This window comes from Streptomyces daliensis (assembly GCF_054782395.1).
On the sequence record NZ_BAAGSO010000029.1, the window covers coordinates 128,144 to 148,265 of the forward strand.

Annotated in this window: 12 protein-coding genes; 6 read left to right on the forward strand and 6 right to left on the reverse strand. The window is 72.7% G+C overall.

Annotated elements, in window-relative coordinates; translation table 11 throughout:
* Window positions 1-98 precede the first annotated feature (98 nt).
* Both ftsX and ftsE read right to left on the reverse strand, forming a co-directional pair.
* Window positions 99-1,010: a permease-like cell division protein FtsX gene (gene ftsX, locus ACYVOO_RS06985; protein ID WP_453348413.1), complete on the reverse strand. Its 912-nt coding sequence runs from the start codon at window positions 1,008-1,010 to the stop codon at window positions 99-101.
* Window positions 1,011-1,071: 61 nt separating this feature from the next.
* Complete coding sequence (gene ftsE / locus ACYVOO_RS06990; protein ID WP_453348414.1) at window positions 1,072-1,761, reverse strand: cell division ATP-binding protein FtsE; 690 nt, start codon at window positions 1,759-1,761, stop codon at window positions 1,072-1,074.
* A 421-nt stretch (window positions 1,762-2,182) separates the two neighbouring features.
* Between ftsE and ACYVOO_RS06995 the strand changes: the two genes are divergently transcribed.
* Window positions 2,183-2,377: a hypothetical protein gene (locus ACYVOO_RS06995; protein WP_461014741.1), complete on the forward strand. Its 195-nt coding sequence runs from the start codon at window positions 2,183-2,185 to the stop codon at window positions 2,375-2,377.
* Between the two features lie 157 nt (window positions 2,378-2,534).
* Here the strand turns inward: ACYVOO_RS06995 and ACYVOO_RS07000 are convergent, their stop codons facing one another.
* The 4 genes from ACYVOO_RS07000 to ACYVOO_RS07015 all read right to left on the reverse strand — a co-directional run bounded on the left by ACYVOO_RS07000 (window position 2,535) and on the right by ACYVOO_RS07015 (window position 8,571).
* Window positions 2,535-3,329 carry an LPXTG cell wall anchor domain-containing protein gene (locus ACYVOO_RS07000; protein WP_461014742.1) on the reverse strand — a complete coding sequence of 265 codons (795 nt, stop codon included), beginning with the start codon at window positions 3,327-3,329 and terminating at the stop codon, window positions 2,535-2,537.
* 276 nt (window positions 3,330-3,605) lie between these two features.
* Complete coding sequence (gene prfB / locus ACYVOO_RS07005; RefSeq protein WP_453348417.1) at window positions 3,606-4,724, reverse strand: peptide chain release factor 2; 1,119 nt, start codon at window positions 4,722-4,724, stop codon at window positions 3,606-3,608.
* Between the two features lie 595 nt (window positions 4,725-5,319).
* Entirely contained in the window at window positions 5,320-6,648 is a 1,329-nt protein-coding gene (locus ACYVOO_RS07010) for a serine/threonine-protein kinase (RefSeq protein WP_461014743.1), read from the reverse strand.
* Between the two features lie 186 nt (window positions 6,649-6,834).
* On the reverse strand, window positions 6,835-8,571 hold the full coding sequence (locus ACYVOO_RS07015) for a serine/threonine-protein kinase (protein WP_461014744.1): 1,737 nt from the start codon (window positions 8,569-8,571) through the stop codon (window positions 6,835-6,837).
* 533 nt (window positions 8,572-9,104) lie between these two features.
* Between ACYVOO_RS07015 and ACYVOO_RS07020 the strand changes: the two genes are divergently transcribed.
* The 5 genes from ACYVOO_RS07020 to ACYVOO_RS07040 all read left to right on the forward strand — a co-directional run bounded on the left by ACYVOO_RS07020 (window position 9,105) and on the right by ACYVOO_RS07040 (window position 20,119).
* Window positions 9,105-13,253, forward strand: coding sequence for an FHA domain-containing protein (locus tag ACYVOO_RS07020; protein WP_461014745.1), 4,149 nt, complete (start codon window positions 9,105-9,107; stop codon window positions 13,251-13,253).
* 161 nt (window positions 13,254-13,414) lie between these two features.
* Complete coding sequence (locus ACYVOO_RS07025; protein ID WP_461014746.1) at window positions 13,415-14,800, forward strand: ABC transporter substrate-binding protein; 1,386 nt, start codon at window positions 13,415-13,417, stop codon at window positions 14,798-14,800.
* Between the two features lie 354 nt (window positions 14,801-15,154).
* Window positions 15,155-16,531: a carbohydrate ABC transporter permease gene (locus ACYVOO_RS07030; RefSeq protein ID WP_461014747.1), complete on the forward strand. Its 1,377-nt coding sequence runs from the start codon at window positions 15,155-15,157 to the stop codon at window positions 16,529-16,531.
* Window positions 16,528-17,460 (forward strand): carbohydrate ABC transporter permease, encoded by a 933-nt coding sequence (locus tag ACYVOO_RS07035; RefSeq protein ID WP_461014748.1) that lies wholly within the window; start codon window positions 16,528-16,530, stop codon window positions 17,458-17,460. The genes ACYVOO_RS07030 and ACYVOO_RS07035 overlap by 4 nt, the downstream gene beginning before the upstream one ends.
* A 238-nt stretch (window positions 17,461-17,698) precedes the next feature.
* Window positions 17,699-20,119, forward strand: coding sequence for a bifunctional glycosyltransferase/CDP-glycerol:glycerophosphate glycerophosphotransferase (locus tag ACYVOO_RS07040; RefSeq protein WP_461014772.1), 2,421 nt, complete (start codon window positions 17,699-17,701; stop codon window positions 20,117-20,119).
* Window positions 20,120-20,122 lie beyond the last annotated feature (3 nt).

The following is a 20,122-nucleotide window of genomic DNA, read 5'->3' on the forward strand; positions in this document are numbered from 1 at the left end:
GGGGAGGAACAGAGAACCACAAGCCCGACATGCTGCGGAGTCTAGGCCAGACGCGGGCGCCGCACGGGGCGTTGGGCGTACGGCGCCCGCGTCATTGGTCACACCTTCAGGTACTTGCGAAGCGTGAAGAACGCCGCCACAGCGGGCATCAGCACTCCCACCGCGATGATGAACGGCAGCACCTTCACCACCGCGTCCCAGCCGATGAAGTTGATCAGAACGATCTTCTCCTGGAGCCAGTTGTTGATCAGGAAGTACTTGCCCCCGACCAGCAGCACACAGGCCAGGCCCGCGCCGATCAGCCCCGCGATGGCGGCCTCCAGGATGAACGGCATCTGGATGTAGAAGCTGGAGGCGCCCACCAGCCGCATGATCCCCGTCTCCCGCCTCCGGCTGAACGCCGACACCCGGACGGTGTTGACGATCAGCAGCAGGGCAACGACCAGCATCAGCGCCATCACACACAGCGCCGCGATGTTCATGCCGTTGAGCAGGTTGAAGAGGTTCTCCAGCAGACTTCGCTGGTCCTGTACCTCCTGCACGCCCTGTCTGCCGGAGAACGCCGTCTGGAGCACCTGGTACTTGGTCGGGTCCTTGAGCTTGACCCGGTACGACTCCTGCATCTGGTCCGGCGTCAGCGAGTCGGCGAGCGGCGAGTCCTCGAACTGCTCCTTGTAGTGCTTGTACGCCGCGTCCGAGGACTCGTAGTAGACCTTGTCGACGACCTGGAGCTTCTCCAGATCCGTCTTGATCTGCTGCTTCTGCTGCGAGGTGACGGCGCCCTTCGCGCAGTTGGGGTCCGAGGCGGCGTCGTTCTTGTTGCAGAGGTAGATCGACACCTGGACCTTGTCGTACCAGTACCCCTTCATGGTGCTGACCTGCTCGCGCGCGAGCAGTGAGCCTCCCGCGAGGGCGAGCGAGAGGGCGACCGAGACGATCACCGCGAAGGTCATCGTGAGATTGCGGCGGAGACCGACGCTGATCTCCGACAGTACGAACTGGGCGCGCATGGCGTCCTTTCAGCCTTTCAGTGGTGTTGCTGCCTCGACCGGCAGTGCCGTTCGGGCCGCTTCAGTGCTGGTAGCCGTAGACGCCGCGCGACTGGTCGCGCACGAGCCGGCCGCGTTCGAGCTCGACGACCCGCTTGCGCATCTGGTCGACGATCTGCTGGTCGTGCGTGGCCATCACGACCGTGGTGCCGGTCCTGTTGATGCGGTCGAGCAGCTTCATGATGCCGACGGAGGTCTGCGGGTCGAGGTTGCCCGTGGGCTCGTCGGCGATCAGCAGCATCGGCCGGTTGGCGAAGGCACGCGCGATGGCCACGCGCTGCTGCTCACCACCGGACAGCTCACCCGGCATCCGGTCCTCCTTGCCGCCGAGACCGACCAGGTCCAGCACTTCGGGGACCGTCTTGCGGATCTGGCCGCGGGACTTGCCGATGACCTCCAGCGCGAAGGCGACGTTCTCGCCGACGGTCTTGTTGGCCAGCAGGCGGAAGTCCTGGAAGACCGTGCCGAGCTGGCGCCGCATGTGCGGCACCTTCCAGTTGGAGAGCCGGGCCAGGTCCTTGCCGAGGACGTGCACCTGGCCATGAGAGGCCCGCTCCTCGCGCAGGATCAGCCGCAGGAAGGTGGACTTGCCGGAGCCGGAAGAACCCACCAGGAACAGGAACTCGCCCCGCTCGACCTCCAGCGACACATCGCGGAGGGCTGGACGGTTCTGCTTGGGGTAGGACTTGGAGACGTTGTCGAATCGGATCACGGATACACCACGTCGACCTGGGTAGGGGCAGCGGAAGCCGGAGTGCGGCTCCCCGTCGGTGGGGCGACCTTACGCGAAGCCGTGCGCACCGCGCAGTCAGCGCCCGGTGTTGGTGGGTTTATTCACGGATCCTTTAGGTATAAAACAGGCACCCGCCGCTTCCCGCCCTTCACGGGCCTTCCCGGCGCCTCGGGCCTTCCGGCACCCCCGTAGGCTCTCCCCTGGGGCTCACCCCCGGAACTTCTCCGCCGGGCTCTCCTCCGGCGCTCCAGGAGGGTCTACGGGACGCTTCCGGAAGCCGCACGGCCGGTCTTGCCCGCGCCTCTGCGGGACGCGCCGAGAGCTGGCACAGTGGAGGGGGAGCACCCTTGGGGAACGAATCACACGCGGGTGTCGTTGGCATGGCTGAGGAGGAGTTCGCATGACATGCGACCGACTGGTGTGTGCCAACTGCGCGGGTCCCGTGAGCGAGGGCCGCTGCTCGGTCTGCCGCGCCCACCGTGCGCGCCTGCACCGGGAGTCCCCCCTCGCGAGCCTCTCCCCCGCCACACTGCTCGGGCTTCTGCTGGCCCTGATCGCGGTGGCGCTGTTCGCGGAGCGCATGGCCACGGCGTAAGCGCGCACATTACGGCGTATCCGCACGGATGTCCGTAGCCGTACGCGCGCGCACGCGCGTGTACGCACCCACACACCCACCGCACGCACGAGGGGCCCGGAACGGCGTACCGTTCCGGGCCCCTCGTCATGGCTTACGCCGGATTACGTGCGCCTTCTCAGGCGGCCGTACGACGGTTGATCATGCGCGGCATCAGACGGAAGCCGACGCCACCCGCGATCATCGTCGCGGCGCCCACCAGCAGGAAGGTCGTCTCGGCGGAACCGGTCTCGGCCAGCTCCTCCTTGGCGTCCGACGGCGTCTGCGGCTGCTGCTCGACCGGGGTGCTGCCCGCGCTGTCCGGGTCGGTACTCCCGCTGTCGCAGTTCACGCTGGACTCGTCCAGCTCGCAGGTGCCGGTGTCGTCGCCGCCACCGCCGGAGCCGCCGATCGTGGCGGGCTCTTCGCCGCCACCGGAGTCACCGCCGGAGTCGCCGCCGCTGCTGGAGCCGCCGGAGTTGCCGCCGCCGGTGTCCCCGCCAGTGTCACCACCCGTGTCTCCACCGGTGTCGCCACCCGTGTCACCACCCGTGTCTCCACCGGTGTCGCCGCCGGTGTCCCCACCGGTGTCGCCACCCGTGTCCCCACCGGTGTCACCACCCGTGACGGTGCCGCCGATGCCGCCGGTGTCACCGCCAGTGTCGCCACCGGTGTCACCACCCGTGTCGCCGCCGGTGCTGCCGGAGTCGCCGCCAGTGGTGTCGCCGGAGGTGCCGCCGTCCGCGCCACCGTCTCCGCCACCGATGATCCCGCCAATGATGCCGCCGATGATCCCGCCGCTCTCCTCCTGCGAGGAAGAGCCGCCGGTGTCGGCGGCCTGTGCGGCGCCCGCGGCAGTGAGCGACGCGCCGGCCGCGAACACGGCACCGGCTGCGATACGCGCTACACGCAGCCGCGTCTTCGAATTGGTCATGTGCCAACTACCCCCAGTAGCTGTACTTGTCAGTGGGACAGCCCTGTGCCGGGCTGCGGAACATCACTCGGGGCTCGGGCGCATCCACTCGCCCCCATACAGCGCCCATGACACAGGCATGCCGAGCGAACAGCTTTCCCATTTTTCACACGGGCGTCAAGCGAGATCCGAGTGAAATGTCCGTGCAGGGCGACTAGTTCGAGATGTGCGACGGGAATCACTTCAATTCCCGCGCGACTCCCGCACGTTCAGCACGTCATCGTGTCCTAGACGTGATCAGTTCTGCTCCTGCTGCTCCTGCTGCTTGCGCCAGCGGATGCCCGCTTCGAGGAATCCGTCGATATCGCCGTCGAGAACGGACTGCGGATTCCCGACCTCGTGTTCCGTACGCAGGTCCTTCACCATCTGGTACGGGTGCAGCACGTAGGAACGCATCTGGCTGCCCCAGGAATTGCCGCCGTCGCTCTTGAGCGCGTTCATCTTGGCCTGCTCCTCCGCCCTGCGGTGGGCGAGCAGCCGGGACTGCATGACGCGCATGGCGGCGGCGCGGTTCTGGATCTGGGACTTCTCGTTCTGGCAGGAGACGACGATCCCGGTCGGGAGGTGCGTCATGCGCACGGCGGAGTCCGTGGTGTTCACGGACTGGCCACCGGGGCCCGAGGAGCGGAAGACGTCGATCCGCAGCTCGTTCTCGGGGATGTCGATGTGGTCGACCTGCTCGACGACGGGCAGCACCTCGACCCCCGCGAAGGAGGTCTGGCGACGGCCCTGGTTGTCGAACGGCGAGATCCGCACCATGCGGTGGGTGCCCTGCTCGACGGAGAGCGTGCCGTACGCGTACGGAGCCTTCACGGTGAAGGTCGCGGACTTGATGCCCGCCTCCTCCGCGTAGCTGATGTCGAAGACCTCGGTCGGGTAGCCCTTGCGCTCGGTCCAGCGCAGATACATCCGCATGAGCTGCTCGGCGAAGTCCGCTGCGTCCACGCCGCCCGCCTCGGCCCGTACGTTGACGACGGCCTCGCGGGGGTCGTACTCGCCGGACAGCAGCGTGCGGACCTCCATCTCGTCCACGGCCTTGCGGACGGACTCCAGCTCCGTCTCCGCCTCGCTGCGCGCGTCCGCGTCGTCCTCGGAGGCGGCCAGCTCGAAGAGCACCTCAAGATCGTCGATGCGGGAACGGAGTTCTTCCGCGCGGCGCAGGTGGCCCTGGAGGTAGGACAGCTTGCTCGTGATGCGCTGCGCGTTCTCCACGTCGTCCCACAGGTCAGGGGCCGCCGCCTGCTCCTCCAGCGCGGCGATATCAGCGCGCATCCTGTCGAGGTCGAGGACGGCCTCGATCGACTCCATGGTGGAGGAGAGGGATTTCAGCTCTTCGGATACATCGACGACTGCCACCCCTCCACCCTAACGGCTGCCCACCCGAACACCCCCCTCCCGGTCACCGGGGCCCGGCCCGCCCCCTTGCCAGGGGGCGCAGCCCGGGTGCCCCCTGGGGTTTCGTTGCGCGACTGCGGCCCGATGGCACGGGTTGTGCCTCCTCGCCATGCGGAACGCCTGCCCACACAGTGGGGCGCCGTCCACGGCAGGGGGCGGAGCCCCTCCGGCGGGGCGCCGGTTCACACCAGTGGAGGCCACCGGCCGGAAGCTGGCCGCGACCGGGAGGGGACGTGGTGGGGTGTCCCCGCAAGTGGTGGCGACGAGTATGTACAGGCAGCCGAAAAGCCGACCCGCACTTGTCGCCGCCCGAGGAGACACCCCGGCACGGCACCGACCCCCACCAGCAGGCAGCCGAAAAACCGACCCGCACTTGTCGCCGCCCGAGGAGACACCCCGGCACGGCACCGACCCCCACCACACACCAACCCCGCACGGCCACCGGCACAAGCCAAGAACCACGCGGCGCAAGCCGCGACGCACCGGTCCACACGCCGCGCCGAAGCCACCGGCCAGGCAGCCGAACACGGCGCACCGCACCCCGCGAAGGGAACCGCTACGGCGTGTCCGGCTGTTCCACCGCCGGGGCGGGCTGCGTCGTGCCGCCCTCGTCGTCGGCCGTGGCGAACCATCCGCCCACTCCGGCAGCGGCCGCCACCGCCGCCGCGATCGCGCTGAGCTTCAGGCGCCGCCGTCTCAGCTCCGCCGCCGAAGGCGCACGGTGCCGCGCCGACCCGGCGCGCCGCTCCCCCGCGGCCCGGGGCGCCCGCGCCGTCCCGTGCGCACCCCCCGCCAGCTCGTCGGCACCGGGCACCCGCATGCTCGTATGCGTGTCCCGGTTCGAGTCGGGCCCCGCACCGCTGTGCACCAGCGGCACCGCGGCCTGCTGCGGACCAGGCTGCTGCCCGGCCCCGCCTCCCGGACCCGGACCCGCACCCGAACCCGCTCCGCCCCCGGACCGCACCGGGGACGCCCCCGACGCCGCGCCCGGCTCCTCGCCGTACCCCTCGAACCCGCCGTACGACTCCTCGGGCTGCTCGTCGATGTCCAGCGCCGGATACCCGTCGAGTGACGGCAGCAGTTCCCGCAGCCTCGCCGCCAGCTCCACGGCCCGCAGCCGGGAAGCGGGCGCCTTGGCCAGGCACTGGTGGATGAGCTGCCACAGTTCGTCGGGGATGCCGGGCAGCGGTGCGACCGTCTCCGTGACGTGCCGTCGCAGCACCGCGCCCGGGTGGCCGCCGCCGAAGGGGGTGAAGCCCGCGAGCAGCTCGTAGAGGACGGTGGCCAGCGCGTAGATGTCCACGGACGCGCGCGGCGGGAGGCCCTCGACGATCTCGGGGGCGAGGTAGTCGGGCGTGCCGATGATCGACGTCGCGCGGGTGCGGCGCGGGGAGTCGATCAGCTTGGCGACGCCGAAGTCGGTGAGCAGCACGGGCGGCGCCCCGCCCGGCCCGGGGGGCGCGAGCGCGTCCAGCAGGACGTTCTCGGGCTTGACGTCCCGGTGGACGACGCCCGCCGCGTGCGCCGCGGCGAGCCCGTCGGCGATGTCGGCCGCTATCGCGACGGCGGGCTGCGGCGCGAGGCGCCGCTCGTGCTCCAGCCGTGTACGCAGGTCAGTGCCCCGGACGAGCTGCATGACCAGCGCGAGGTCGTTGCCGTCCACGACGAGGTCGCGTACGGACACCACGCGCGGGTGGTCGAGGGAGAGCAGCACCGAGCGCTCCCGTACGAACCGCTCGACGAGGTCCTGATCGGAGGCGAGGTCCTCACGCAGCAGTTTGACGGCGACGGGGCCCTCGGGGCCCTCGCCCAGCCACACCGTGCCGGCGCTGCCGCGTCCCAGGATCTGGTGAGCGGTATAGCGACTGCCGATCTTCCGTGCCATAGCGACAAAGCTACGCGGCAAGTGGGGTCTTGAGAGCCCTGGATGCCGTTAACAGTCACTTCTGTGGGGGAAATCCCTCTCCAGAAGTCGATAAATCTCCGAACTCGCGCCCCATTCGGGCCGACCGGCTCGTATCCGGCCGACCCGATTCCCTCGCGCTTCCACGGAGTTACGGAGACGGCGTCATTAGCCGCCGCCCGCGGTGCTCACGAAATCCTGAATCTGTCCGAAGACATCCGTGACCGACTGCCAGAAACTCTTGCCCTGGGCCCACCACTCGGGAACCGGGGTGAAGTTCCACACCAGAACACAGATCACGACGATGATCAGGATCATGAACAGGCAGCCCTTGAGGCAGCCGAGGCCCGGAATGCGCATCGGGTTCGCGCTGCGCTGCCTGGGCTCGCGGCGCGGACGCGGCTCCGGCGGGGGCTGCGGCGGACGCTGCCGCTCCGGAGGCCGCTGCTGGCGGCGTTGCGGCGGCTGCTGCGGGCGCTGCCCGTACTGCTGCGGCGGCGGGCCCTGCTGCTGCGGCGGCTGCGCGGGCGGCGGGCCCGCACGGCGCTGGGGCCTGCGGCGCAGCGGGTCCAGGCTCGGGTCGAGCGGCTGGACCTGGGTCTGTTCGTTGCGGTCGCGCGCGGCCCGCAACTGGTTCTCCCAGGGATGCGGCCCGTCAGGCTGCGGGGGCTGCTGCGGCGGTCCGCCGGGCACCGGGGGCATGACCTGGGTGGGGTCGGAGCCCGAGCCGTCGCCCTGCCCGTACCCCTGACCGCCCTGGCCCTGCCCCTGTCCGGGGCCTCCGGTCTGGGGCATCACGCTGGTCTGCGCGTCCGGGTCGTACCCGCCCGACTGGTGCGCGGCGGCGGCGCCGCCCGCCGCACCCGCCGCGAGGCCCGCGGCACCCGCAGCGCCGGCCGCGCCGCGCCCCGTGTGGGGCAGCACCTGCGTCGGATCGGCGTCCCCTGTGCCCGCTCCGGCACCGGCCGCTCCCGTGTCGGGCACGGGCGCGGGCGCCGGATCGGGCGCGAGCAGCGCCGCGACGCCCATGGCGGCGCCCGCCTGCTCGGCCGTGGCACCGGCGCCGATGCCGGAGGCGACGGCCCGGAGGGCGCGCGCGAGGTTGACGGCGCTGGGGCGCTCGTCGGGGCTCTTGCGCAGGCAGCGCTCCATGACCGTCCACAGCGGCTCCGGGATGCCCTGGGGTCGCTGCGGCTGCTCGCCGAGGTGGCGGTGGAGCACTTCGAGGGTGTTGCTGCCGGAGAACGGCGGACGGCCGGTGACCAGCTCGTACAGCAGGATGCCCGCACCGTAGATGTCCACTGCGGAGGTCTGCGGGCGGCCCTCGGCCGACTCGGGCGCGATGTAGGACGGGGTGCCGACGAACTCCTGGGTACGCGTCAGCCCCGGGGAGTCCGCGAGGCGCGCGATGCCGAAGTCCGTGAGCATCGGCCGCATGCCGTCCGCGTCGTTGGCGAGCAGGACGTTCGCGGGCTTCAGATCCCGGTGCACGACGCCGTCGGCGTGGCTGGCGGCGAGCGCGTCGGCGACCTGCGCGGTCACCAGGGACGCGCCGACGGGTGAGAAGGGACCGTTATCGCGGAGATAACGGTGCAGGTCAGGACCGTCGACGAGGTCCATCACGAGGGCGAGCAGATCGCCCTCGACGACGAGATCCCGGGTTCTGACGATGTTGTGGTGCGTCAGGCGGAGGAGGACGGAGCGCTCCCGCAGGAAGCGCATGACCACATCCGGGTCGTTCGCCAGCTCCTCCTTGAGCACCTTGATCGCAACCGTCTCACCGGGCTGCCCGGCCACGGCCGCCTCGGCGCCCGCCGTCTCCCGCTGGCGCGCCCGCCAGACGGTCCCCGTGGCGCCGCGTCCGAGCGGCTCCTCGAGCAGATACTTGCTGCCTACCGGCCGCACGTCATGCGCTCCCTGGTCTCGTACTGCAATCCCGCCCACAATAGTGCCGTCTCCGGGGACGGCCGACCGGCCGCGTGCACACCTGTGCACAACTGTTGTCCGCACCGTTCCCCGCGCGGCGCGGCCGTGGGGGCTTCAGGGGAGGACGCGCGGCGCGTGCGGATCGGTTGCGGCACCGGACCGACGGCCGGAAGTGACCGTTCCGAAACGTGCGGTGAGCGGTCACCGAGCGTGCGGCGAGTGCGCGCGGAGCGTCCGGTGAGCGGTCCCGATGGCTCCCGATTCGGTCTTTCCCCGTTCTTCGTACGGTCCGAGCAGGGCCTCTTGCGCGCCGAGCCGACCAATCAAGATCATTGAGGGGCGGTGCGGGGGCGCGTTGTCAGTGCCGGGTGCGAGGATGCACCCGGCATCAAGTGCGGTGTGAGTGTGTGTGCTGGACGCACGAGCGCGGAGGGGCCCGCGGCCTCTCGGGCGCTCGTGGCATGGGGTATCCCCGGGGCGTCAGCCCAGGGGGACGGGACCGGGAGGGGCCGATGCAGATCCGGCTGACTGTCGCCCTCGGGCCGCGTGGCGGTCAGAGCGCGGAGGCAGGGAGCGGGGCGGCGTGCGACGTCGTGGTGACGGCCCCCGCGGGTACGGTGCTGGCCGCTGTGACCGGCGCGCTGGCGTCGACGGCCGCCTCGGCCGTCGCGTCGGGCGGCGCGGCCGCGGGTGCGGGCGGTGCCGTTTCCGGGGCGCCCGGTGCAGGTGCCGGTGCTGCCGGTGCAGGTGCCGGTGCTGCCGGTGCAGGTTCCGGTTCTGGTGCCGGTGAGGGCGGCGGCAGGGGCGAGCGGCGCGGGAAGGGCGGCGCGGCCGAGCACGGCTCCGAGCCCGTCGCTGTGTACGTGGGGACGGAGCGCCTGGACCCGCATCGCCAGGTGCTCGGCGAGCCCCCGCTGCTGGACGGCGCCGTGGTCTCGCTGCACGGCCCCGCCGCGCCCTCTCCGGCGTCCGCCGCCGCGTATGCCTCGGCACTCTCCGCTTACGGCTCGGCGAAGGCCAGGCTCCATGTGGTCTCCGGGCCCGACGCGGGCGGGGTGCATCTGCTCCAGGGCGGCAAGGTCACGCTGGGCCGCTCGGCCGAGGCGGACGTGCCGCTGGACGATCCCGATGTCTCCCGCCTCCACTGCGCGGTCACGGTCACGGACGGCGGCGCCGTCACCGTCACCGATCTCGGCTCGACGAACGGCACCTCGGTCGACGGCGCGCCCGTCGGCGGCCGTCCCGCCCTCTTCCAGCCGGGCGCCACGCTGCGGATCGGGGAGTCGGCTGTGCGGCTGGAAGCGTCGGGCACCTCCGGCGCGGGCGCGCCCGGTGACACACCGCCCGCGCTGCCCGTCTCGCTGGCCACCGTGCCCGACGGCAAGGGGAGGCTGCGGCTGGCCGCCGGGCCCGATGACGGGCCGGGGGCCGGGGCCCATGCGGCAGGCGCGGGCCCCTGGGAGGCCGGGGCGCACGCGTCGGCCGTACCGCCACGGCCCAGCGCCGACCCGTCGCGGCCCACGCACTCCTACGCGCCCGGCGCCCCCTTCCCCGGCTCGGACCGCACGCACGGCGCGGGCTTCGCTGCGCCGCTGCCCGCCGAGTCGGAACCGGAGCGCGAGCGCAGGCGAGCACGCGGCCTGGGCGCCTGGGCGCGCCGCTTCACGGGCGTGCGCGGCGAGGACGAGGCCGACACCTCGCCCACCGCCAGGCCGACGGGCGGTCCGGGCGGCCCGGGCGGTCCGGGTCGCCCAGGCGGGCACGCGGACGGCCCCGAAGGCGCGCTGTGGCCCGGCGCCGACGCGGGCCCGTGGGACGGCTCCGTCGACGGGCCGGCGCACCCGTACCCGGCTTCCGGCTCCCCTCTCCACGGGGCGCGGGGCACGGCCACGTCCCCCGGGAAGCGCTGGCCCGACCCTGCCGGTGTACTGCTCACGGCGCTCGGCCCCGGGCCCCGCCTGTGGGAGCGCGGCCCCGGACACCCCGCGGCCATGACGGTGCGGCTCGGCAGCGCGCACCGCAGCGGCGGGCGTCCCGGCGAGCCCGTCACCGTGGATCTCCGGGGCGCTGGCGCGCTGGGACTGGCCGGGCCGCGCTCGCGGCTGGCGGGCATGGCGCGTTCCGTCGTGGCGCAACTGGCCGCGCTGCACGGGCCGAGCACGCTGGAGATCGTGCTGCTCTCGGCCGACCGCGCCCGCCCGTCCGCCGCGCGCACGGCCGAGTGGTCCTGGCTCGGCTGGCTCCCCCATGTCCGGCCCGCGCACGGCCAGGACTGCCGTCTGCTGACGGCCTACGACCGCGATCAGGCCGCCGCCCGGACCACCGAGCTGACCCGTCGGCTCGACCAGGAGCGCACGGACCGCGCCCGCGCCCTGCGCGCCGCGGCACCGGGCGCGCTCGGCGTGCCCGGCGCCCCCGGTGTGCCCGGCTCCCCTTCGTCCCCCTCGTCGCACGGGAACGCCCTCGCTGAGCACCCCGGCCCGTACACGCTGCTGATCGTCGACGGCGATCCCGGATCGGCCGCGCTGCGCGAGGCCGTGGCGCGGCTGGCCGTGGAGGGGCCCGCCGCCGGTATCCACGCGCTCTGTCTCGCGGAGGCGCCCGCCGCCTCGCCCGCTTCGCCTCTGGACGCCACCATCGAGGCCGCGCACGCGGCCTCACCGGTCTTCCGCGAGTGCGGCACGCTCGCCCTGCTGAGCGGCGCGGTCGCGACGGCGGTGCGGCTGGTGCGGCGCGCTCCGGGCGACCAGGGCACGGGGCCCGTCTGGGAGGCCGGGCCGGGGCACGGCGCAGGGGGGCACGGAAGCGGCGTGCCGGAGGGCGCGGCCAGTGCGGGCGGGACCGTCGGCGCGGGCGGGACCGTCGCCACGATAGACGCCGTGTCCGCCGCCTGGGCCGAGCGGTTCGCCCGGGCGCTGGCCCCCCTGCGGGAGGCCGAGGGCGCCGCGGTGCGCACGGGGAAGGCGGCACGCGCCGCCGTCACCCTGCCCCGCAACTGCCGCCTCCTCGACGAGCTGGGGCTCGCCCGCGCCACCCCGGCCGCGCTGCTGGCCCGCTGGTCCGAGCAGCCCGACGGCTCGGCGGCCGGACGCGCCTCCCTCGTCTTCGGCGCCGGGCCCCGAGGCCCCGTCGAGGCCGAGCTGAGCGGTGCCGGCGCCGGAACGGGTGCGCCGGGAGCGGGCGCTCCGGGTGCACGGGGCGGCGTCGGCGGGCATCTGCTCGTCACGGGCCCCGTGGGCTCGGGCAAGACCGAGCTGCTGCGCTCCCTCGCCGCAGCGCTCGCCGCCGGCGAACGCCCGGAGCGGCTGCGGCTGTTCCTGCTGGACGGCGAGGGCGACGCGGCCCGCGAGGGGCTGCGCCCCTGCTGTGAACTGCCACATGTCACGGGGCATCTGGCGGCGGGCGGTCCGGTGCGGATGCGAGAGTTCGCGCAGGCGCTGTCGGCCGAGCTGAAGCGCAGGGACGGCCTGATCGGCCCGGACGGCACATACGAGGAACACCATCGCGCCGCGGCCCTCGCGCACACGGGCCGCGTCGTCTCCCAGCGCACCCCGCCGGGCGTGACCCCGCCGGGACCCGCGCCCTCGGGCAGCGGCGAGGGCGCGGGCTCACGGGCTCCCGTGGACACGGGCGCCCAGGCGGCGGCCAGGGGCGGCGGGGACATCGAGTCCGACGCCACGCGCGGCACCCTCAGACTCCGCACCCGGACGGGAACCACGGGCGGCGCCGGCGGCCCGACGCCCCCCACGGGCACGGGACCCGGCCAGGCCACGGCACCCGGCGAAGGCGGCTCCCCCGACGGCGAGGGCGAGTCGCGTGCCGCCTCCCGTGCCGTACCGGCCCAGGCCCAGGCCCAGGCGCAGGCCCAGGCCCACGGCGATCAGGTGACGCAGACGGCCCGTACCGCGCAGGCGGCGCAGGCGCCACAGGGCACCGTCGAGGGGCACGGAACCGGAACCGGCCAGGCGACCGGTCAAGGGGCCGCGCAGGGCGAGGCGTCCGTCGTGGAGTCGGCGCTCTCCGGGCCCGAGGGCGACACGTCGCTGCCCCGGCTCGTCATCGTCGTGGACGACTTCGACACCCTCGTGGACCCCGCGCTCGGCAACCCGGGCCGCCCCGCGGCCGGTTCGGTCGTGCGGGCCCTGGAGGCGGTGGCCCGCGACGGGGCGCGGCTCGGGGTGCATCTGGTCGCGGCCAGCGGCCGTCCTGACCGTACGGCGGGCACGCTCCTCGCGCGCACGGCCGGACTGCACGCCGAACTGACGGGCAGCGCCGAAGCGCTGGGCCCCACGGGCGGCGTGGACGCGGACGACGGCGCCGACGAGGACGGCGAGGGACGCGGCGCGGCCCCGCAGCGCGGCGGTCCCGAGGCCGTTCCCGGGCGCGGCGTCCTGCACGCGGCCGGTGACGAGCCGACGGCCTTCCAGGCGGGGCGGGTCACCGGGCGCATTCCGCGCACCTCCACGCTGCGGCCCACCGTCGTGCCCCTGGACTGGGCACGGGCCGGTGATCCACCGGCCCGCCGCCCCGTGCGGGAGCTGGGGAACGGCCCCACCGACCTCGCGCTGCTCGCCAGCGCCGTCGCGCGGGCTGCGCAGTCTCTGACAACGGGCGCCGCGAGCAGGTCACGGACTGGTCAAGATGATGCTCTTGACCGCTGACAGAGTATTGCGGGGCTTCCCGCTTCGGGCGTAGGAATTCCGCACGGGACGTAGGGCTCACGGGGGCCCGCGGGGGCGCCCGCCCTCGACGAGTCTTGCTACGCAGACGGCGCGGCCATGCTCGACGAGGGGCCGTGCCTCGGATGGGGACGGCGGTAGCTATGCGCACTTCGGTCCGTACCAAACGCATCACCAGTACCAGGGGCAGCGGCACCGGCCGTGCCGCGATCGCGCTCTGTGCGGTGGCCGCGCTGTCGCTCACCGCCTGTGGCGGCGGTGGCGACGACAAGAGCGGCGGCGACAAGGCGGGCTCGGAGGGCAAGAGCGTCGAACTGCCCTCGCTGGACGGGGAGAACCTCCAGGTCGCGGCCGTGTGGACGGGCCCGGAGCAGGACGCGTTCCGCAAGGTCCTCGACGAGTTCGAGAAGCGCACCGGTGCCACGGTGAAGTTCGTGCCGACCGGGGACAACGTCGCCACCTACATCGGCTCCAAGATCGAGGGCGGCGCCCCGCCGGACGTCGCGATGCTGCCGCAGGTGGGCGTGCTCCAGCAGTTCGCGGAGAAGGACTGGCTCAAGCCGCTGTCCTCGGACACCGAGGCGGAGCTGAACAAGAACTTCGCCAAGGGCTGGCAGGATCTCGGCTCGCACGACGGCAAGCAGTACGGCGTGTACTTCAAGGCGGCCAACAAGTCGCTGATCTGGTACAACACCACCGCCTACGAGAACGCGGGCGTCGGCGAGGCGAAGACCTGGAAGGAGTTCCTGACCAACGCGCAGACGATCGCGGACTCCGGGGTCGAGCCGGTGTCGGTCGGCGGCGCGGACGGCTGGGTGCTCACCGACTGGTTCGAGAACATCTATCTCTCCCAGGCGGGCCCCGAGAAGTACGACCAGCTCGCCAAGCATGAGATCAAGTGGACGGACGCCTCGGTCAAGGAGGCGCTGACCACCCTCGGCGAGCTGTTCGGCAAGAAGGAGCTGCTGGCGGGCGGCAACTCGGGCGCGCTCCAGACGGAGTTCCCCACGTCCGTCACCAACACCTTCTCCTCCATGGACGCGCCGAAGGCCGCCTCGGTCTTCGAGGCCGACTTCGTCGGGATCAACATCGCCCAGGACACCGACGCGAAGGTCGGCACGGACGCGAAGGCGTATCCGTTCCCGGCCGCCGGTGCCGAGTCGCCCGTGGTCACGGGCGGCGACGCGGCCGTCGCGCTCAAGGACAGCAAGGGCGCGCAGGCACTGCTGACGTTCCTCGCCTCCACGGACGCGGCCGAGATCTGGGCGAAGGAGGGCGGGTTCATCTCGCCCAACAAGGAGCTGGACGGGTCCGCCTACCCCAACGACGTACAGCGCGAGATCGCCAAGGCGCTGATCGCGGCGGGCGACGACTTCCGCTTCGACATGTCCGACCAGGCACCCGCCGCCTTCGGCGGCACCAAGGGCGAGGGCGAGTGGAAGGCGCTCCAGGACTTCCTGAAGAACCCGGACGACGTGGCGGGGGCGCAGCGCGCGCTGGAGACGTCGGCGGCCAAGGCGTACGAGTGACCCGACGGCGCTGAGCGTCCCCCGCGCCCCCGCCTCCCCCGCGTCCCTCCGTGCCGTGGACCGGCGCCCCGGCCCACGGCGCGGAGCGCGGCGTCACTGCGTCGCGACGGGCGGGGACGTGGCGGGGTGCCCCTCGCGGGGCCGGACACCTCGCACCCCGCACCACCGCGCGCACCCCGCACCGGCACCGGCCCCCGCAACCGCGCCCCGCACCGGGACCGGCACCCGAACCCGAACCCGCGCCCCGCGCCACACCCCACCCACCCCGAGCCCCGGGCACGGCCCGTAACCGCCATCAGAACCCGGACCCGGCCCGATCCGACCCGACGCGACCCGGACAGGGGGCATCACGCCATGCCGACCGCGACACCGGCACCGAACCCGCCAGCGGGCGCACCGCCAGGCGGCGGCGCGGCGGCGCGCCCCGCCACCCCCGCGCGGGTCTCCGTGATGCGCTCCCGCCCGGGCATCGCCGCGTGCTTCCTGCTGCCCGCGCTGCTCCTGCTGGGCGCGCTCGTCGTCTATCCGATCGGCTACTCCGTCTACCGCAGCCTCTTCGACGCCTCGGGCTCCGGCTTCGTCGGACTGGAGAACTACGGCGAGGTCTTCACCGACAGCACGATCCTGACGGCGGTCAAGAACAACGTCATCTGGGTCGTCGCCGCGCCCTCCATCGCCACCGCGCTCGGCCTGATCTTCGCGGTGCTGACGGAGCGGGTGCGGTGGGGAACGGCGTTCAAGCTGATCGTCTTCATGCCGATGGCGATCTCCATGCTCGCCGCCGGCATCATCTTCCGCCTGGTCTACGAGCAGAACCCGGACCGCGGAGTCGCCAACGCCGTGTGGGTCGGGGTGCACGACACCTTCACCGACTCCTCCGCCTGGCCCGGAGCGCGGCCCCGCCCCAACGCCGAGCTGGCGCCCTCCGGCGGCGGCTCCTTCACCACGAAGTCCCCCGTCACCGCGCCAGGCCCCGCCGACCTCGCCCTCGTCGGCGTCCCCCCGGCCGAGACCGAGGGCGCCGCGCCCGCGAAGAAGGCGGCACCCGGCAAGGGCGGGGAGGTCACCGGGACCGTATGGCTGGACTTCTCCAAGGGCGGCGGCGGCAAGCCCGACGTCATCGACGCGAAGGAGAAGGCGCTCGCGGGGATCACCGTCGAGGCCGTCAAGGGCGGCGAGGTGGTCGCCAGCGCCACGACGGGCGACGACGGCACCTACCGGCTGCCGGCGAAGGCCGACGGGGCCCAACTGCGGCTCCCGGCGGCCAACTTCGCGGCCCCGTACAACGGCGTCGACTGGCTCGGCCCGTCCCTCGTCACCCCGTCCATCATCGGCTCGTACATCTGGATGTGGGCGGGCTTCGCGATGGTGCTGATCGCGGCCGGGCTCGCGGGGGTGCCGCGCGAGCTGCTGGAGGCGGCGCGGGTGGACGGGGCGAGCGAGTGGCAGGTGTTCCGCAAGGTCACCGTGCCGCTGCTCGCGCCGGTGCTGGCGGTCGTGCTCGTCACGCTGATGATCAACGTGCTGAAGATCTTCGACCTCGTCTACATCATCGCCCCGGGCGCCACCCAGAAGGACGCCAACGTCCTCGCGCTCCAGTTGTACCTGTCGTCCTTCGGCGGCGGCGCGAACCAGGGCGTGGGCAGCGCCATCGCCGTCATCCTGCTGCTGCTCGTCGTGCCGGTGATGGTCATGAATGTCCGCCGCCTGCGGAGGGAGTCCCGCCGATGAGCACCGTGAGCGCGGCCGAGCACGGCCCCGAGCCCACGCCCGTACCGCCGGGGCACCCGCCGTCGTCCGTACGGCCGAAGCGTCCGCTCGCCTCCCGCCTGTCGGCCGTCACCGGGCACTGGGCGGTGCGCGCCGGGCTCGTGGTCGTCGCGCTGCTGTGGCTGACGCCGACGGCGGGGCTGCTCAGCTCCTCGTTCCGCGACTCGGCCGACATCGGGTCCACCGGGTGGTGGAAGGTCTTCACCGATCCGGGCCAGCTCACGTTCGGCAACTACGACGCGCTGCTGGCCAACGACCAGATCACCGGGTCCCTGTTCACCACCGTCCTCATCACGGTGCCCTCCACCGCGCTCGTCGTGATCATCGGCGCGCTGGCGGGCTACGCCTTCGCCTGGCTGGACTTCCCCGGGCGCGACTGGTGGTTCCTGCTCGTCGTCAGCCTGCTGGTGGTGCCGGTGCAGATCGCGCTCGTGCCCATCGCGAAGCTCTTCAACACGCTCGGCATCTTCGAGACCACGCCCGGCGTGATCATCTTCCACACCGCTTTCGGGCTGCCCTTCGCCGTCTTCCTGCTGCGCAACTTCTTCGCGGAGATCCCGCGCGAGCTGCTGGAGGCGGCGCGGCTCGACGGGGCGGGGGAAGTGCGGCTGTTCACGCGGGTGGTGCTGCCGCTGGGCGGGCCCGCCATCGCCTCGCTGGGCATCTTCCAGTTCCTGTGGGTGTGGAACGACATGCTGGTGGCCCTGATCTTCGCCGACGGCGGCAACCCGCCCATCACCGTCGCGCTCCAGCAGCAGGTCCGCCAGTTCGGCAACAACATCGACGTCCTCGCGCCCGGCGCGTTCGTCTCGATGCTGATCCCGCTGGCCGTCTTCTTCGCCTTCCAGCGCCAGTTCGTGTCCGGGGTGATGGCGGGGGCTGTCAAGTAAGGCGGGCGCGGGCACGTAGGGGAAGAGGGAACCGGGGCTCGGTGCTCCGGTTCCGGTGCCCCCCGGATCACAACGCGTGGCGGTCACGCTCTGTTGCCCCGGACGGAGCAATCTCGTGCCCTTCCCCTCGAACGTGGGGTCTCTTCTGGTCGAAACCGTCAGAAAACTGGTCGATACTCACTTTGCCGCCCCTACGGTGAGTAGCCTCCCCCGCCTCATGTCGACCAGTGGATGTCCCGTGCCCCGCTTCAGCGTCATCGTCCCGGCCTACAAGGTCCAGGCGTATCTGCACGAGTGCCTCGACTCCGTGCTGACCCAGTCCTTCACCGACTTCGAGCTGATCGTCGTCGACGACTGTTCGCCCGACGCCTGCGGGGAGATCATCGACGAGGTCGCCGCCGCCGACTCCCGGGTCACCGCGCTCCACCTCCAGGAGAACGTCGGCCTCGGCCGGGCCCGCAACACGGGCATGCGCCGCGCCACCGGCGACTACCTCCTCTTCCTCGACAGCGACGACTCCCTCACCCCCGGCTCCCTCCAGGCCATCGCTGACCGCCTCGCGCGCACCGGGGACCCGGACGTGCTCGTCTACGACTACGCGCGCACGTACTGGTACGGGCGCACCGCGCGCAACGTCCGCTGCGACCTCCTCGCGCAGAGCGGGCCCCCGGTCTTCACGCTCGCGGAGCGTCCGTCGCTGCTGATGCTGCTGATGGTCGTGTGGAACAAGGTCTACCGCCGTGACTTCGTCGAGCGGGAGGGCTTCACCTTCCCGTCCGGCTACTACGAGGACACGCCCTGGACGTATCCGACGCTGCTCGCCGCCGGGTCGATCGGCACCCTGGACCGGGTCTGCGTCCACTACCGCCAGCGCCGCCAGGGCAACATCCTCGGCACCACGAGCCGGAACCACTTCGACATCTTCGAGCAGTACGACCGCGTCTTCGCGTTCGTCGGGGAGCGACCCGCGCTGCGCTGCTGGAAGCCGCTGCTGTACGAGCGGATGGTCGACCACCTCACCACCGTCTACAACACGCCCGGCAGGCTGCCGCCGTCCTCGCGCGCCGAGTTCTTCCGGCGCAGCCGCGCGCACTGCCGACGCCATCTGCCCTCGGCGGCGGACGTCGCGGCGGCCGACGTCATGGCGGCGGACGCCGACCGCGCCGCAGGCGGAACCGGGGCCGGGACGGGATCCGGGCCCGGGTCCAGGTCCGGGGGTGCGCGGCGGTCGCGGCGCGGGGCGCGCGGGCGCGCCGAGCTGCGGCATCTGCTGGTACGGGCGGGAGCGCGCCGCCTCTTCCAACTGCTCCTGACCACGAACCGCACGCGCAAGCGGCTGCGGGCCCGCGCGCAGGCGGCGTACCGGACGACGCGCGAGTCCCTGCTGCGCGCCCACTACGCGCTCCAGCGCCGCCTTCCCCTCCAGCGCGACCTGGCCGTCTTCGCCGCGTACTGGAACAAGGGCTACGCCTGCAACCCCGCCGCCATCGAGGCCAAGGTCCGCGAGCTGGCGCCGCACATGCGCACCGCCTGGATCACCACCCCGGAGCACGCGCACACGCTGCCGCGGGGCGTGCGGCGGCTGCACCCTGGCTCTGCCGGTTACTGGAAGGCGATGGCGCGGGCCACGTACTTCGTCAACAACGTCAACTTCACCGGCGCCTACGTGAAGCGCCAGGGGCAGATCCATCTCCAGACCCACCACGGCACGCCGCTCAAGCACATGGGCGTGGACCTCCAGCGGTACCCGGCCGGGGCCAACGGAATGCACTTCGGCAAGCTCCTGGAGCGCGTGGACCGCTGGGACTTCAGCCTCTCAGCGAACCGGCACTCGACCATCACCTGGGAGCGCGCCTACCCCTCGGGCTACACGACGCTGGAGTACGGCTACCCCCGCAACGACGTGCTGCACACGGCGACGCCGCAGGACATCGCCCGCGTGCGCGCCTCGCTCGGCATCCCCGAGGGCGCCACCGCCGTCCTCTACACGCCCACCCACCGCGACTACCAGCGCGGCTACACGCCCCGGCTCGACCTCGCGCGGCTCTCGCGCACCCTGGGGCCCGACTTCGTGGTGCTGATGCGCCCGCACTACTTCTACCGCGAGGGCGCCGAACCTGCGGGCGAGGAGGACACGCACATCATCGACGTCTCGCGGCACCCCTCGGTCGAGGAACTGTGCCTCGCCGCCGACCTGCTGGTCACGGACTACTCGTCGATCATGTTCGACTACGCCAACCTCGACCGCCCCATCGTCATCCACGCCGACGACTGGGAGACCTACCGCGCCTCGCGCGGCACCTACTTCGACCTCCTCGCCTGCCCGCCAGGGCTGGTCGCCCGCACCGAGGAGGAGCTGACGGACATCCTCGCGACGGGCGCCTGGCACAGCCCCCGCTCGCACGAGCTGCGCACCGCCTTCCGCAACCGCTTCCGCTCCTACGACGACGGGCACGCGGCGGAACGCGTGGTCCGGCGCGTCTTCCTCGGCGAGGACGTGGCGTGCCCCGTGCGGGGCGGCGCGGCGAGGGGCGCGACGGTGGACGGCGCGGGGGCCGTCGCGTCCGGCGGGTCCGGTACCGCTGACGCGGACGGCGCGGACGGCACAGGCGAGAACCCCTCGCCCGACGGCGACAGCCTCGGCGCACCCGCGCTGTGACGC

Bases quoted from the DNA above. Each gene is read 5' to 3' on its own strand.
- ACYVOO_RS07010 (WP_461014743.1), bottom strand. From the start codon at position 6,648: ATGGCACGGAAGATCGGCAGTCGCTATACCGCTCACCAGATCCTGGGA.
- ACYVOO_RS06995 (WP_461014741.1), top strand. From the start codon at position 2,183: ATGACATGCGACCGACTGGTGTGTGCCAACTGCGCGGGTCCCGTGAGC.
- ACYVOO_RS07025 (WP_461014746.1), top strand. From the start codon at position 13,415: ATGCGCACTTCGGTCCGTACCAAACGCATCACCAGTACCAGGGGCAGC.
- ACYVOO_RS07020 (WP_461014745.1), top strand. From the start codon at position 9,105: ATGCAGATCCGGCTGACTGTCGCCCTCGGGCCGCGTGGCGGTCAGAGC.
- ftsX (WP_453348413.1), bottom strand. From the start codon at position 1,010: ATGCGCGCCCAGTTCGTACTGTCGGAGATCAGCGTCGGTCTCCGCCGC.
- ACYVOO_RS07035 (WP_461014748.1), top strand. From the start codon at position 16,528: ATGAGCACCGTGAGCGCGGCCGAGCACGGCCCCGAGCCCACGCCCGTA.
- ACYVOO_RS07030 (WP_461014747.1), top strand. From the start codon at position 15,155: ATGCCGACCGCGACACCGGCACCGAACCCGCCAGCGGGCGCACCGCCA.
- ACYVOO_RS07000 (WP_461014742.1), bottom strand. From the start codon at position 3,329: ATGACCAATTCGAAGACGCGGCTGCGTGTAGCGCGTATCGCAGCCGGT.